The organism is Lentilactobacillus parafarraginis DSM 18390 = JCM 14109, from assembly GCF_001435895.1.
Lineage (GTDB): Bacteria > Bacillota > Bacilli > Lactobacillales > Lactobacillaceae > Lentilactobacillus > Lentilactobacillus parafarraginis.
The window spans coordinates 26,348-42,383 of sequence record NZ_AZFZ01000007.1; the positions used below are offsets into that span (position 1 = coordinate 26,348).

12 protein-coding genes and 1 tRNA gene are annotated in these 16,036 nt (G+C 44.8%); 1 reads left to right on the forward strand and 12 read right to left on the reverse strand.

Annotated features, from left to right (window positions below; translation table 11 throughout):
• Nucleotides 1-5 precede the first annotated feature (5 nt).
• The 3 genes from FD47_RS02955 to yycF are packed head-to-tail and all read right to left on the reverse strand — an operon-like array spanning nt 6 to nt 3,904.
• The gene (locus FD47_RS02955) at nt 6-1,307 is read right to left on the reverse strand and encodes a YycH family regulatory protein (protein ID WP_054732884.1); all 1,302 of its coding nucleotides are present in this window, start codon (nt 1,305-1,307) and stop codon (nt 6-8) included.
• Nucleotides 1,297-3,150: a cell wall metabolism sensor histidine kinase WalK gene (gene walK / locus FD47_RS02960; protein WP_054732880.1), complete on the reverse strand. Its 1,854-nt coding sequence runs from the start codon at nt 3,148-3,150 to the stop codon at nt 1,297-1,299. Before walK ends, FD47_RS02955 begins: the two co-directional genes overlap by 11 nt.
• Nucleotides 3,151-3,187: 37 nt before the next feature.
• On the reverse strand, nt 3,188-3,904 hold the full coding sequence (yycF, locus tag FD47_RS02965) for a response regulator YycF (RefSeq protein WP_008213061.1): 717 nt from the start codon (nt 3,902-3,904) through the stop codon (nt 3,188-3,190).
• Between the two features lie 317 nt (nt 3,905-4,221).
• Between yycF and FD47_RS02970 the strand changes: the two genes are divergently transcribed.
• Nucleotides 4,222-4,294 (forward strand) — tRNA-Lys (locus FD47_RS02970).
• A gap of 175 nt (nt 4,295-4,469) precedes the next feature.
• Here the strand turns inward: FD47_RS02970 and dnaB are convergent.
• The 9 genes from dnaB to gyrB form a co-directional block, all read right to left on the reverse strand.
• Entirely contained in the window at nt 4,470-5,855 is a 1,386-nt protein-coding gene (dnaB, locus tag FD47_RS02975) for a replicative DNA helicase (RefSeq protein WP_008213062.1), read from the reverse strand.
• 197 nt (nt 5,856-6,052) lie between these two features.
• On the reverse strand, nt 6,053-6,505 hold the full coding sequence (rplI, locus tag FD47_RS02980; protein WP_008213064.1) for a 50S ribosomal protein L9: 453 nt from the start codon (nt 6,503-6,505) through the stop codon (nt 6,053-6,055).
• A gap of 39 nt (nt 6,506-6,544) precedes the next feature.
• The gene (locus tag FD47_RS02985; RefSeq protein ID WP_171034994.1) at nt 6,545-8,557 is read right to left on the reverse strand and encodes a DHH family phosphoesterase; all 2,013 of its coding nucleotides are present in this window, start codon (nt 8,555-8,557) and stop codon (nt 6,545-6,547) included.
• Nucleotides 8,558-8,741: 184 nt separating this feature from the next.
• Entirely contained in the window at nt 8,742-8,978 is a 237-nt protein-coding gene (gene rpsR, locus FD47_RS02990) for a 30S ribosomal protein S18 (RefSeq protein WP_008213417.1), read from the reverse strand.
• Nucleotides 8,979-9,013: 35 nt separating this feature from the next.
• On the reverse strand, nt 9,014-9,571 hold the full coding sequence (gene ssb / locus FD47_RS02995; RefSeq protein ID WP_008213419.1) for a single-stranded DNA-binding protein: 558 nt from the start codon (nt 9,569-9,571) through the stop codon (nt 9,014-9,016).
• Between the two features lie 33 nt (nt 9,572-9,604).
• Complete coding sequence (gene rpsF / locus FD47_RS03000) at nt 9,605-9,901, reverse strand: 30S ribosomal protein S6 (RefSeq protein ID WP_008213420.1); 297 nt, start codon at nt 9,899-9,901, stop codon at nt 9,605-9,607.
• Between the two features lie 256 nt (nt 9,902-10,157).
• Nucleotides 10,158-11,267, reverse strand: coding sequence for a lactate oxidase (locus FD47_RS03005; protein WP_008213423.1), 1,110 nt, complete (start codon nt 11,265-11,267; stop codon nt 10,158-10,160).
• Nucleotides 11,268-11,414: 147 nt separating this feature from the next.
• A complete protein-coding gene (gene gyrA, locus FD47_RS03010) occupies nt 11,415-14,000 on the reverse strand; it encodes a DNA gyrase subunit A (protein WP_054732877.1) in 2,586 nt (861 codons plus the stop codon).
• Between the two features lie 86 nt (nt 14,001-14,086).
• Nucleotides 14,087-16,030, reverse strand: a complete 1,944-nt coding sequence (gene gyrB / locus FD47_RS03015; RefSeq protein WP_056980028.1) for a DNA topoisomerase (ATP-hydrolyzing) subunit B — start codon at nt 16,028-16,030, stop codon at nt 14,087-14,089.
• Nucleotides 16,031-16,036 lie beyond the last annotated feature (6 nt).

Sequence of the window (16,036 nt, forward strand, 5' to 3'; positions counted from 1 at the left end):
TCACATTAGTATTGGTTAATCATTAAGGAGTAACTGCGCCAGTGTCCCTGATAGTTAACGTACCAGTCAGGAATTAGGTTAATCAGCAATTGAGACGACTTATCCCGCCGCCAACCATATCCTAATTGCAGCTGTTTAATGGCTTTCTGTTGGTATCCGTGAGCAACTAGGCGGCGAATCACGGTTTCAGTCGCCGGAAGCGTCCGGTAGCTTTGATCAGTTGGAATTGGCACTTCCGGATTATCCAGCGTAAATTTCAATCGCTTTGCACTGGAGTTGAGGATTTGCGATGAAATCGTGCCAAATCCATTTTGGCGGAAAATTGGAAATCCTTCAACAAACGTCCGGTACATCACCGTTCTGGTGCTGGTATCGTAGTTGAAGAACCGCACACTGTCCAGCGATAACCCCAAGTCAACTAACTGGTTGTACGAATCATTCAGCACGGAAGTCACGTTTCGCTGATCCTTATTTGTTCTGAAATCAGAGAACGTTCCCATTCTGGTTTTCGAATCAAACGCCAACTGTAAATTATTTTGTTCGCTGTAAGTGACTAAATTCTTCCGGCGCTTAACCGTTGTGCTGCTTTGCGATTCACGATTATTTAACAATCGACTGACGTAATAGTCTTCAGATTGGCGATCAATCAAATACTTGTAGGGCTGAAGCTGAAGCTGATTTCTCACGTAAACCATTGGCCGCCCATTTAACAACTGAATGGAAGCCGGCACCCGCCGAAAATTCATCTTAAGCACGTCGTTTAAGGCCTTGAGACTGTGCTTCTTCACATTGACCTGATAAACGGCAAAGTTTTGATCGTTCAACAAATACAGCTTCGAGGAATCATCGGTTGGCAAGACAATTCTCGTCACCGAATGGTTTGGAAGCTTTTTGAATTTCTTATTTGTAATCTCATTAACAATTTTCATCGAAACCGGACTGCCATAACTCAACATGATTGAGTTTGGCCGGTTTGCGATTTGGAAATACTTATCTTCAGACTTGGTGCTTAATGTTTTTAAACTCACGTTTTGGTACCCGCGCATTGTTTTTTGAACTTCAGCAACCGAATTGGCCAAGCGATTCACCAAAATCACTTGGTTACCCGACTCGTCAGTGTGAATTGCCTGTGTCGGCGAATAAACGTACCGTTTAGGCTTCGTAACCGCTTGTGTTTGGGTTGTTTGGGTGGAATTTTGCCGGTTTTTATAGTTCGCTGGATTCGTCCAAATCACCACCGAGAGCGTCAGACTTACGATAACGGCGATGGTCAGCGCGATTGGTATGATATATTTACTAAACCTCATCCCATAAGTCCTCCTCTCCTAACGGCTCATAAGGCAGGGCAATGTAAAAGGTGGAACCCTTCCCCTCAACACTTTCGGCCCATAATTGACCGTGAAGGGCTTCAACGACTTCCTTGGAAATTGCCAGACCGAGACCACTACCGCCCTGTTGCCGTGAACGGGCCTTATCAACCCGATAGAACCGGTCAAAGATGTGGGGAATGTCCTTACGCGGAATTCCCAATCCCTGGTCACTGATGCTTAAAATGACCTTATTTCGGGTTTCGTACAGGCGGCAGGTGATCACACCGCCATCTGGAGAATATTTAATCGCGTTATTCATTAAATTATCGAGCACCTGGGTGAAGCGGTCGGTGTCCAAATCGACCCACAGATCGCGTTTCGTGAAGTAGCGCTTAATGGTGTACATTTTGGCGGGGTGTTCATCTTTCTTCAGGATCATATCAAATCGATTGAGAACATAGTTAAACAGTTCATTGATATTGACCAGTTCGACATCCATCTTCTGGGTACCGGAATCCATTCGCGACAGTGTCAGCAAATCGTTGATCATTCGGATCATTCGGTCGGTTTCATCCTGAGTCACTTTTAAGAACTTAGGCGCCAACTTCGGATCTTTCCAGGCCCCGTCGTGCAAAGCTTCAATATAGGAACGCACACTGGTTAGCGGTGTCCGCAACTCATGAGAAACGTTGGAAACGAACTGTTTACGATCAGCATCAATTCGCTGTTGTTCGGTAATATCCCGCAGAACGCAAACCAGGCCGCTAATAAAGCCGGATTCCCGTTGAATGAGAGAAAAATGGGCGTGCAAAATCAGACTGTGATCATCACTTGAAAAATCCAAAATCAATTCATCTGGTTTTTCAAGCAAATCACGCAGACTATAGTCTTTGCGAATATCTAACACGTCTAAAATCGATTTGCCCATTGCCTGGTTTTCGTCCATGTCCAGAAAACTAGCCGCCGTTTCGTTAATGATAATCACGTTTCCGCGCCGATCGGTTGCCAAAACCCCGTCAGTCATATTAGCTAAAACGGAATCCAAACGGCGTCGCTCTGATTCAGTGGACTCGTGAGATTCCTCAACTCTGACAGACAGGTTATTAACCGCACTGGCTAACTGGCCCAATTCATCGTTTCCATAAACGTGAACCTGGCCGGAATAGTCCCCACGGGCAATTCGCATGGTTTGCTTTTTCATTTCTTCAATTGGCCGGGTAATCGCCCTGGAAATCACAATCGAAATCAAGAGCCCCAAAATAATCGCAATTGAAGCCGCAAACAGGTAAATGACGGTGATACTATTAATATTTTGATAGACGGGATCCAGATTTGCCTTGGTATAAATGACGCCAACCAGGGTACTGTTATTCCCAGAACTCTTAATTAGGGGCGATACCAGCGTATAGTAACGGGTATTACTCGACGAATCATAGGTGTTCTTTTCGACTTTATGCCCACTGTAAATCACGTTTTTAACGTCATTATCAGTTGTTTTTTGACCCACAACGGCCTGATTATTAACCTGATTGGTTCCACGAATGGTCCCTTTGTTATCAATAACCTGAATTTGGGCCGTATTGCCAGTATCGGAATCGTTCAAAATCGTTTTAATCCGGCGATTTGCCAGGGTTTTATTTGACCGGTTCAGTTCAGTTGTCAGTGAGTTTTTCACGTAAGACTGCAGCTGAACCTGATTGGTGAAAGCTGAGAGGTTTTGGTGTTCCAATTGCCTCACAAATACCGCCCCAACGATTTCCAACGTCAGCAGCAGTACGAGGGCGAAAACCAGCGCTATTTTAAACTTGATTGATTGGTAAAATTTGATTCGGTTATTCACAACCAGTTAATACCCCTTACATTCTTAGCATTTTTAATTACTGCTGATCACTTTCAGGATTTCTCAAGTAGTAGCCGACCCCACGACGGGTGACCAGCCAAGTTGGGTGACTTGGGCTATCCTCAACCTTTTCACGCAAGCGCCGGACCGTGACATCAACGGTCCGAACATCGCCGAAGTAGTCATATCCCCAAACGGTTTGTAAAAGGTGTTCCCGAGTCATCACTTGGCCGATGTGCTGGGCCAAATAATGAAGCAGTTCAAATTCTCGGTGGGTTAATTCAATGTTCTCACCACGCTTGGACACTGAGTATGCCTCGGGATGAATAACCAGGTCACCGATCTTGATGTCCTTATTTTCATCACCTTCATTGGTATTACCACTGGAAGTGCCCTGACGGCGCAGATTAGCTTTAACTCGGGCAACCAATTCACGATTTGAAAACGGCTTGGTAACGTAATCATCGGCACCCAATTCAAGCCCCAGAACCTTATCAAGTTCAGAGTCCTTAGCGGTTACCATGATAATTGGGGTATCCTTTGTTTTCCGAACTTCTCGAGCAACCTCGAGACCATCAATTTTAGGTAACATCAGATCCAAAATGATGAGATCTGGATCAACTTCATTTACTTGTTTAATTGCTTCTTCGCCATCATAGGCAACGAAGACTTCATAACCTTCTTTAGTAAGATTAAATTTCTCTATGTCGACGATCGGTTTTTCATCGTCTACAACCAATATCTTTTTAGCCATTCAAGTATCTCCTAACATGGATTTTAATATTGTTTTTGTTTCAAAAATTTACACACATCAACACGATATTATTATAACACAGTGTGTGAATCCGCCCGGGACAGTCTGAAAGCTAAGAAAGCTTCACCAAAATCGCGGGTTTCGATTTGGGGGAAGGTTACTTAGCTGCAGGACTGTGGGCGGGTGAACATAATTTGTCAGTCCGTCCCAACCCAACCGAAAAATGAGACCCTCTTCTCGGCCACCGAGAATTTTTCGAATTCTGGTTGCAAAATTTTTTCCCACATGGTATTATATTTAAGTCGGTTAGATGATATGGGCAGTTAGCTCAGTTGGTAGAGCAACGGACTCTTAATCCGTGGGTCCAGGGTTCGAGCCCCTGACTGCCCACTATATTACATAAACCACTAAATAACAATCATGCTGCTTAATAGGCCGTGGTTGTTATTTTTTTCGTGAAAATAAGTTTCCACGCGGATTCACAATAGACCCAGTTCGAAAACTGATGGCTGGTCCATCGGCCTTTCAAACTGGGTCTATTTTTGCAATTATTTGCCTGATTTAGTTACTTACTGCCCTCTTGCGCATACGAAATCGATGAAAATTTATTATACGATTTCACAAATAACAATTTAACCGTTCCTCGGGGGCCCGATCGGTTCTTTTCGATAATGACTTCAACTTCGCCGACATCATTCTCATCATCAGCACCCTGATTGTCATCATCGTCATCGCCGTCTTCATCCCGATAATAGTCATCTCGATAAAGGAAGGCCACAATATCGGCATCCTGCTCAATTGAACCGGATTCCCGAATATCTGACAGCACCGGCCGCTTGTCCTGACGCTGCTCAACGCCCCGCGACAGCTGCGACAGCGAAATAACCGGCACATGAAGCTCTTTAGCAAGCTTTTTAAGCTGTCGTGAAATATAAGAAACTTCCTGTTGCCGGTTTTCCTGATGACCGCCTTCAATTAACTGAAGGTAATCAATCACGATCAATCCCAAGTTACCGGATTCCTTGGCTAACCGTCGGCACTTAGCCCGAATTTCAGACATCTTAATGCCCGCAGTATCGTCAATGAAAACATTGGCGCGGGACAGACTGCCCATGGCAACAACCAAATTCTGCCACTCATCTTCAGTTAATTGACCGGTTCGCAAGTGGTTAGCATTGATACTGCCTTCCGAACAAAGCATCCGGTCAACCAATGATTCAGCACTCATTTCCAAACTAAAAATGGCAACGGTCTTGTCAGTTTTTGTCCCGACGTTCTGGGCCAAGTTCAAAGCAAACGCCGTTTTACCAACGGCAGGCCGGGCAGCCAAAATGACCAGTTCGTCTTCATGCAACCCGGTCGTGATCTTATCCAGCTCCGGATAACCGGTAGAAAGTCCGGTAACCGTTTCGCCTTCCTGTGACAGCTCATCAATCTTATTGAACGCAGTGTTTAAAACATCCTTAATTGGCTTGAAACCAGATTGGTTCCGGTCTTCGGCAACGTTCATAATATCCCGTTCAGCGTTGTCCAGTACCGTTGTGACATCGTCATCGGTATTATAACTGTCTGTAACGATGTTTGTGGCGGTTTGGATGAGTCGCCGAAGGATTGCCTTATCCTTGACGATCTTGGCGTAATACGTCACGTTAGCGGCCGTTGGCACGGCATTGGCCAACTCGGCAATGTATTGATAGCCGCCAACATTTTCTAAATTATTTTGATTCTTCAGCGCATCCGTTACCGTAATGCCATCCACGGCCTGGTCATTATCGTTTAATTCAACCATTGCCTGGAACACAATTTGGTTGGCACGCTTGTAAAAATCATCCGGATCAAGGTATTCCATCGCATCAATCAAGGCGTCGGTACTCAGAAAAATTGATCCAAGAACCGCTTTTTCAGCCTCAACGTTCTGTGGTGGCACCTGATTCATTACATCATTGTTCATTAATTGGTCACCATTTTATTCTTAAAACTAGGTTTAGCATCATCCAAAATTGAATCAAACATCTACAAAAAGAGACCGGACACAAAATACGACAAATCCTTTGCCTCCAGCCTACTGACTTCACTATCTCTAATCCTGATTGAGCAGGTTCCAGCATTGTTGGCATTTTCATTAACCAACCCGTGCGAACCGTAACACTACTTTTCTGAAACGTGAACCCGAATTCGGGCACTAACTTCAGTATGCAGTTTCACCGGAACATTCGTGTAACCGGCAACTTTAATTGGTTCATTCAGCTCAATCTTTCGTTTGTCGATCTTAATGCCATACTGCTTTTCAAGCGCAGAGGCGATCTGCTTACTTGGAATTGATCCAAACAAGCGCCCATCAGTCCCAGCTTTAGCCGTCAGTTCAACAACGGTCTTGTCGTCCTCAAGCTTCGTCTTGACGGCTTTGGCCTCGTCAACCTCTTCTTCTTCACGTTTCTTTTCGGCGCGCTGCTGGCCCTTTAACTGGCTCATTGCTTGCCGAGTCGCTGCCTTGGCCTTGCCATTTTTAATTAGAAAGTTTTGAGCATAGCCATCGGGAACTTCTTTAACTTCGCCACGTTTACCTTTACCACGGACGTCTTCCAGAAAAATTATTTTCACAACAGATCACTCCTACTATCCTCAAAATTTATTTTCTCTTTACTCATTATCATCGATATAGTCAATCGTTTCAAGCAGTAATTGCTTAACTTCCTCAATCGACTTGTCCTTAAGCTGCGTTGCCCCACTGGAAAGGTGACCGCCGCCTCCCATACGTTCCATAATGATTTGAACGTTAATCGATCCGGTACTGCGGGCCGAAACCCCAATCTGTCCATCGGCGCGTTTGGTAATAATAAATGACGCGTCAACTCCCGACATTGTCAGCAATGAGTCACAGGCTTGCGCTGCCGTAACCGGATCATAAACCCGATCATCTTCGCCCACAATAAGCGCCATATCCTTATGGAAGAACTCAACCATCGAAATCAAATGGTTCCGCTGGAGATAATTATCGATATTTTCCTTCATTAGTTGTTGCATCTCAGTTGAGTCAGCTCCTGCAGAACGCAGATAACTGGCAGCGTCAAATGTCCGCGTACCGGTTCGCATTGAGAATGACTGGGTATCAATGAAGATCCCCGTCAGCATAGCCGTCGCTTCAATCCGGTTAATTGGTTCCTCTTCATGCGGCTGATACTCAAACATTTCAGTAATCAACTCACAAGTTGAAGAGGCGTAGGGTTCAATATATACCAACATTGGGTTTTCGGGAAATTCTTCGCCACGCCGGTGATGATCGATAATGACGACTTTTTGGGTCATCCGGTTATATAGATCAGTGGAAATACTAATTGATGGTTTGGAATGATCCACCATGATCAATAAACTGTTATCGGTTACTTTGGAAAGTGCCTCCGATGGCGTAATAATCGCATCACTAATTTCCGGATATTTCTTAGCCGCTTCCAGCAGCCGTTGAATATCCGAATGAACCTGTTCCTTATCCAGCACAATCCAGCATTTCTTGTTATTCATCTGGGCAATCCGGCGAATCCCCATGCAGGCTCCCAATGAATCCATATCTGGTCGGGTGTGCCCCTGAACGAAAATCTGGTCGGCATCCCCCATCAGTTCATTTAACGCTTGGGAGATCATCCGAGCCCGCACCCGAGTCCGCTTCTCCATTGGGTTGGTTTTACCGCCATAAAAACGCGCGGTACCATCCAAAGACTTCACAACAACCTGATCGCCACCTCGGCCAAGCGCTAGATCCAGATTGCTTTGGGCCTGGTCAGCCAAACTATTCAAATCATCTTCGCCATAAGAAATCCCAATACTCAGTGTCAATGGGAAGTTCTGTTTCGACGTACTCTCACGAACAATATCAAGAATGTTAAATTTATCATTTTCGATTGCCGCTAATGATTTGGCGTAGGCCAACAGGAAGAAGTGGTCATCATCAATCTGCTTGAGATACATCCCATACTTCTTGGACCAGGTTGCCAGTTCGTTGGTGACATAGTTACTCAAATTAGAGATTTCCTGATCGGTCATTGATTGGGTAATTTCATCATAATTATCCAGGAAAATTTGGCCAACAGAAATCTGCTCGTCTTCATAACGTTCCTCCAAATTAGCGTACCGGGTAATATCCAGTAGGTAAACGGAGTTGTACTCGCTCTGCACTAACATCGTGAATTTGTGGTCTCGCCAAGTGACCGTGTGAAATTCGTCTGATTCACCATACTTCATAATCAACTGCTGCAGATCGTGATCAACATCCTCAATGCGCTTGCCCAAAATATTTTCATCCTTAAAATACTTGGTCAAGAAGGGGTTGGTCCACTCAATGACGTTTTGATCATTTAAAATCATCACCCCAATGGGCATCTCCAGCAGGGTTTCCTGCTCACCACGATGAATTCGGTATGATAAGTCAGAAATGTAGCGGTTGGTATCCGAACTCATTTCATTCATCATGACAATGGTGTAAATTAAACCAACCACACTGATGATGATCAGCGCAATTGACGCGAAAATATTATATAAAAATGAAATCACAATCCCATAAATCACAATAAGCGCAATAAACATCATAATGCGACGTAACCGTCGATTATGAACAAACGGTGGCAATTCACCGCTTCGATTTGTAAACCAATTTTTCATCTTTTATCCTCTTGAATGTTTAAGCTTAATAGTTTTATTCTAACATAAAATAAAGATTAAATTTTTCTGAAGAATTTGTAAAGCATTGAAAAATGGGTTTCAAAACCGTAACCAAATCAAAAATTCTTCGAAAGCAAAAAAAGACCTGAACAAAACCGAAGTTTCATTCAGACCTCCCATACTATTAGTCTTCAGATACAAATGGCATTAAGCCCATGATCCGTGCACGTTTAATAGCAATTGTTAAGCTACGTTGATGTTTAGCGCTCGTTCCAGTAACTCGACGAGGAAGAATCTTTCCCCGTTCTGAAACAAACCGCTTCAACAAATCAATATCTTTGTAATCAATATATTCAATGTGGTTAGCGGCGATAAAGTCAACCTTGCGGCGACGACGGCCACCACGTCTTTGTTGAGCCATATTAGTTCCTCCTCATGATAGTTTGTTTACCATTTCTAGAATGGTAAATCATCATCGGAAATATCAATTGAATCCCCAGAATTAGCAAATGGATCATTAGAATTATTCTGCTGACCACCATTGCCATTGTTATTATTGTTGGCGTTATTGCCACCATTATTATTAGGATTTGGGTTCGAATTATTACTATTCGTATTATCGAACGGATTGTTATTTCCGTTATTCTGTTGAGGAGCATTGCCACCCTGCTGATTGTTTGAGTTGTTCCGTGCGGAACGTGGCTCAAGCAACGCAAAGTTATCGACAACCACTTCAGTCACATAAACCCGTTGTCCCTGTTGATTTTCATAATTTCGGGTTTGGATACGCCCATCAATTCCAACAAGAGACCCCTTGTGAACGAAGTTGGCAAGATTTTCAGCGGATTTTCGCCAGATTACGCAGTTAATGAAATCAGCCTCTCGTTCGCCCTGCTGATTGGTAAAGTTCCGATCAACAGCAAGTGTAAACGAACCGACGGCGGTTCCGCTCTGTGTGTATCGTAGATCGACATCGCGGGTTAGGCGTCCCGTTAGAACTGCACGATTAAGCATGCTGAATTGCTCCCCTCATATTAGAATGATTTATTAGTCATCGCGAACAACGATCATGTGACGTAAAATGTCATCATTGATCTTTGAAAGCCGATCGAATTCGTTCAAAGCCGTATCAGTGTCACTCGTTAAAGTGATAACGTGATAGGTTCCTTCATTGAATCCGCCAATTTCGTATGCGAAACGGCGTTTTGACCAGTCTTTTGAATCGAGAATCTTAGCACCATTGTCAGTAACGATCTTGTCGAATCGTTCGATAAGTGAAGATTTAGCATCTTCTTCGATATCTGGACGGATGATGTAAGTGATTTCGTATTTCTTTTCTTCCATGATTGCACCTCCTTGTGGACTTATGGCCCTCTACCCGAGAGCAAGGAGAGTTTCTGTTTTTACTCAGATACTCACAAATAAGTATAATACCATGTTTCCAATCAAATATCAATATGCCTAATACGATTTACGATACACTCATTATATACGCAAATGGGCGCGGACTTTCTTCAAAAATAAGATCTACACAAAAAAATCGGCACCCCAATATCAATAAAGGTGTCGATTTGTTTGTTATGGTTACTTTGTCGCGAAATTAGTACTTAATGTTGAGTAGGTTTGTCTTCTTAACGTCAGCAATCGTCTTAGTTCCTGCTAACTGCATAATAATCTTCAATTCGTCACCGAGATGTTCAAAGACTGATTGAACACCCTGAGCACCACCAAGTGCCAAACCGTAAATTGCTGGTCGGCCAAGAGCGACTAAATCAGCGCCGGATGCCAATGCTTTGAAGACATCTGAACCGCGGCGAACGCCAGAATCAAAGATGATTGGGACCCGCCCGTTAACGGCTTTGGCAACATCTTCCAAAACGTCAAATGAAGCTGGGCCACCGTTCAATTGACGGCCACCATGGTTGGATACGTAAACCCCAGCTGCGCCGGCGCCAATTGCATAGAGGGCATCCTCAGGAGACTCGATTCCCTTAACGATTACTGGGAGATCGGTGTAATCAGCAATTCGTTTAACATCATCTGGGCCAATCTTTTGGGCAGCTGATGCGTAAATTTCTGCAATTCCCTTGCCCTTGCCGTCGCCTTCACTAAACTTCGTCAGGTTTGCCATTGGAATTGGGAACTGGAAGTTGTTAATAATGTCAGCTTCCCGGTAACCATCGACGGTCGCATCAACCGTCAAAATGATCCCCTTAACGCCAGCCTTCTTAGCTTCATCTAGGAGTGACTCATTGAATGTCCAGTCCTTGCTCATATAGAGTTGGAAGAATTGCGGGGCACCGTTACCCGCAGCTGACGTGTCTGAAATCGATGTTGATGAATAGGTACTCTGGGCCATTAAGCCGCCAGCTGCAGCAACGCCACGGGCAGTGTCCTTTTCGCCTTCAACATGGGCAAGTCCCTGAGCGGCAGTTGGAGCCATCATGATGGGTGTCTTTAGCGGCAAGCCGAAGACGTTAGTATCGAGTTCAGGTTTCTCAATGTTGCTCAATGCGCGCGGCACGATTTGTTTGTGGGTAAATGCTTGGCGATTAGCTCGCAGTGTCCATTCATCTTCGGATCCGCCAACAATGTAGCCAAATCCGCCGGTTGGAATGATTTGCTTAGCCTTTTCTTCAAGCTCAGGTAAGTTTAAAATATCAAGTTTCTTTTCGTTTTCGTTTTGTTTGTAGCCATTTACAATTGCCATAATTTAAAAGCCTCCAAAGTTAAAATCGAATTTATAACCTTAGCGTAACACTTACAAAAAGTAAGTCAAACATTTAGACTATTTTTTTACCCACCAAAAAAACGAAAAACCCCATACCGGATTTTCCGTTTCATTATCTTCTTAAGTTTAATTATCTTGGTCATCTGAATCGTCATTCTCGGTGTTTTGCGAATGATCCTCAGAGGTTTGTGAATCAGAATTATCAGTGGCATCCGACTTTGACTCGTCGTCGGCCGCTTCATCATCCTGTTTCTCAACTTTTGCCATGGTTGACACCTTGGCGTCATCATCAATCTTGATTAAATGAACACCCAGCGTCGATCGACCAGTTTGAGAAACATCCTCGATGCCAAACCGAATCATAACCCCTTTGTCAGTGATGAGCATAATATCTTCATCACCATTAACGGTGGTTAATCCGGCAAGCGGCCCGTTCTTCTTCGTCACATTGGCAGTCTTAACACCCTTACCGCCACGACCCTTAATGGGATATTCGTCGGCGGGCGTCTGTTTACCAAAGCCCTTCTCGGAAATGATAAAGACCTTACTGTCCGGATTCAAAACGTCAGCGCCAACAACGTAATCGTTGTCTCGCAGGCGAATCCCCCGAACACCAGTAGCTGAACGGCCCATGGAACGAACGTCACTGGCCTTAAAACTCATTGCGTAACCCAAGTGAGTCCCAATAATAATGTTTTGATCCTTGTTAATGATCAACGCATTAATCAACTGGTCCTTATCTTTCAGGTGAATGGCAATCAGACCATTGCTGCGAATGTTGGCAAAATCCGAAACCGGCGTGCGTTTGACCGTTCCGTCCAACGTGACAAATAACAGGTCCTTTTGAATGTCCTGCTTTCGATCCGACACGTTGATGACCGCTTCAATCTTTTCACCAGAGTTAATGTTCAACAGGTTAACAATCGGAATTCCCTTGGCTGAACGACCGTATTCCGGAATCTCATATCCCTTCATCCGGTAAACTTTCCCGGCATCGGTAAAGAATAACAGCACGTCATGGGTTGAGGTCGAAACAAGTTGTTCCACGAAGTCGTCGTCATGAACGCCCATCCCCTGGACGCCTCTGCCACCACGATTTTGAGCTTTAAACTCAGTCGTTGGTAGCCGTTTGATGTACCCATTGTGGGTGAGTGACACAATGACGTCTTCTTCTTCAATCAGATCTTCATCTTCAAGACTAAGGACTTCACCGACCAGTAATTCAGTCCGCCGGGCATCCCCAAATTTCTTCTGAATTTCCAATAATTCTTCATAAATAATCTGGTTAACGCGATCCCGACTTCCAAGAATTGCCTTGTACTCTTCGATGTCCTTCATCAGTTGATTGTATTCTTTATCAATCTTTTCGCGTTCCAAACCGGTCAGTCGAACCAGCCGCATATCCAAAATTGCTTGGGCCTGCTTATCACTCAAACCGAAGCCATCGATTAATTGGTTCTTGGCAACTTCCCCCGTCTGGGATCCACGAATAATCTTAATAATTTCATCAATGTGATCAAGCGCAATCCGCAATCCTTCAAGAATGTGAGCGCGGGCTTGGGCTTTCTTTAATTCGTACTTGGTCCGGCGTTGAATCACTTCAACTTGGTGTTCCAGGTAATACTGAAGAATCTCCTTTAAGCTGAGAATCTTTGGCGTTCCCTTCACAATTGCCAGCATGTTAAAGCTAAACGATGTCTGCATCAGCGTTAACTTGTACAGATTATTTAAAATCACTTCGGCACTGGCATCCCGCCGAACGTCGATTACAACCCGCATACCTTCACGGTCAGATTCATCGTTAATATCAGTAATGCCTTCAATTCGCTTATCACGAGCTAATTCAGCAATCCGTTCAATCAGCTTAGCCTTGTTGACCATGTAGGGTAATTCGGTGGCAATGATCCGTTGCTTACCATTCGCATCGCCTTCAATTTCAACTTTAGCCCGAAGAATAATTGAACCCCGGCCAGTCTGATAAGCCTTGCGAATGCCGGATTTTCCCATGACGACACCGCCAGTTGGAAAATCAGGTCCCGGCAAAACTTCCATCAAGTCTGCGGTTGTCGCATCCGGATTCTTCATCAAGACGTGAATGGCACTGATTACTTCCGATAAATTATGTGGTGGAATATTGGTGGCCATCCCAACGGCAATGCCTGAGGCGCCGTTGACCAGCAAGTTCGGGAATCGTGACGGCAAGACGCTGGGTTCTCTTTCGGTCCCATCGTAGTTTGGCTCAAAGTCAATCGTGTCTTTATTAATGTCCCGCAGCATTTCCAGCGCAATCTTGCTTAACCGCGCCTCGGTATACCGCATGGCAGCCGCGCCATCACCATCGACAGAGCCGAAGTTTCCGTGCCCGTCAACTAACATATACCGATAGCTAAATGGCTGGGCCATTCGTACCATTGATTCATAAACGGCCGTATCACCGTGGGGATGATACTTTCCCAAGACATCCCCAACGATTCTGGCTGATTTCTTATAGGGTTTGTCAGGCGTAACGCCCAATTCATTCATATCATACAGGATTCGGCGATGAACCGGCTTTAGGCCATCACGAACATCTGGAAGCGCCCGAGCAACAATGACACTCATTGCGTAGTCCAAAAAGGATGTTCGCATTTTTTTAGACAGGTCAACATTGGTAATTCTCCCTGGAAAATCACCATCTTGATTGTTTTCGTTGGCCAAAATTTCTACCTCCATTCAAAATTCAGACACCTAAATGTTTCACATGAAACAGTTAAGCTGGAAATGACACCTTTTTAACCAATCACTCACAAATAAATTGGTTAAACATCCAGGTTTTCAACGAATGTGGCGTTATCTTCAATAAATTCACGGCGAGGTTCAACCTTGTCACCCATCAGCATCGAGAATACGTGGTTAGCCTCCGCAGCGTCCGTTGATTCAACCCGTAGCAGATGGCGATTTTCTGGGTTCATTGTGGTATCCCAAAGCTGCTCGGCATCCATTTCACCTAACCCTTTATACCGTTGGATCACTGGTTTCGGTGATGGCTGTAAGGTTCCCAAAAATTGGTTAAGTTCCTCGTCAGAATCAATGTATCGCTGCATTTTACCCTGACGCACTTGATACAGAGGTGGCTGGGCAACGTAAACGTAGCCGGCGTCAATTAACGGCCGCATATAACGATAAATCAGCGTCAATAACAGCGTTTGAATATGCGCCCCATCAACATCGGCATCGGTCATGATAATCAGCTTATGATAGTTGACTTTGGATAGATCAAAATCATCCCCAAAGCCGGTGCCCATTGCGGTGAACAGTGACCGAATTTCTTCGTTGGCCAAAATCCGGTCCATGCTGGCCTTCTCGACGTTTAAAATTTTGCCTCGAATAGGTAAAATTGCCTGGGTCAACCGCGAACGTCCCTGTTTAGCAGAACCACCCGCGGAATCCCCTTCGACGATAAACAATTCCGAAATTCGCGGATCTTTACTGGTATTGTCAGCCAGCTTACCAGGTAAGTTACTAATTTCCAGACCACTCTTGCGCCGAGTGACTTCCCGAGCGCGCTTGGCCGCGGATCGGGCTTTCGAAGCTAATAAACCGCGATCAACGATTTTCCGGGCAAGCTTGGGATTTTCCATCAGGAATTTTGAAAAATGATCGCTGAAGATCCGATCAGTCGCTGTCCGGGCATCAGAGTTGCCAAGTTTGGTCTTGGTCTGCCCCTCAAATTGAGGATCCGGATGCTTGATGCTGACAACGGCCGTGGTGCCTTCACGAACATCTTCGCCGGAAAGGTTGGCTTCATTGTCCTTAATTAAATTATTTTTACGAGCATAGTCATTAACAACCCGGGTTAAGGCCCGCTTAAAGCCTTCTTCGTGAGTCCCGCCTTCGTAAGTGTGAATGTTATTCGTAAAGGTCATTAACGTGCTGTGATAATCTTCAGAATAATCAATGGCAACTTCAACGGTAATCCCGTTTTCCACGCCTTCAACGTAAATTGGTTCGTCCAAGAGAGTGTCCTTATCACGATCCAGATATTCAACGTAGTGTAAGATTCCCCCTTCGTAGAGGAAATCCTTCTCAGTTGGTTTTTCCGGCCGCATATCACGAATCACAATTCGCAGGCCCTTATTTAGAAAGGCGAGTTCCCGCAGGCGCGCCGTTAAAATTTTAATATCATAGGTGGTCGTTTCCCGAAAAATATCAGGATCCGGTACAAAGTGAACTTTAGTCCCGTGTAAGTCATCGGAAACATGATCAATCACCTTCATCGGCGTTGTCACATGACCCCGGGCAAAGTCCATGTAGTAGACCTTGCCATTTCGCGTAACGGCAACGTCTAATTCCTTAGACAGGGCGTTAACAACCGACGCCCCAACCCCGTGAAGACCACCGGAAACTTTGTATCCGCCGCCGCCAAACTTACCACCAGCATGAAGAATCGTGTAGACCGTTTCCAAAGCAGGCTTTCCAGTCTTCTTTTGGATATCCACCGGAATTCCCCGGCCATCATCGGTCACGGTCACGCTGTTGTCTTTTTCAACGGTTACAGTAATTTTTTTGGCGAAGCCTGCTAAAGCTTCATCGATCCCGTTATCAACGATTTCCCACACCAGATGGTGAAGTCCTTGAGATGACGTTGTCCCAATATACATTCCGGGACGTTTACGAACAGCTTCCAAGCCTTCAAGAACTTGAATTTGACTGGCGTCATATTCGTTTGCAAGCTCTTTTTTTGTTTCTTTTTCGTCTGCCATGTTGTC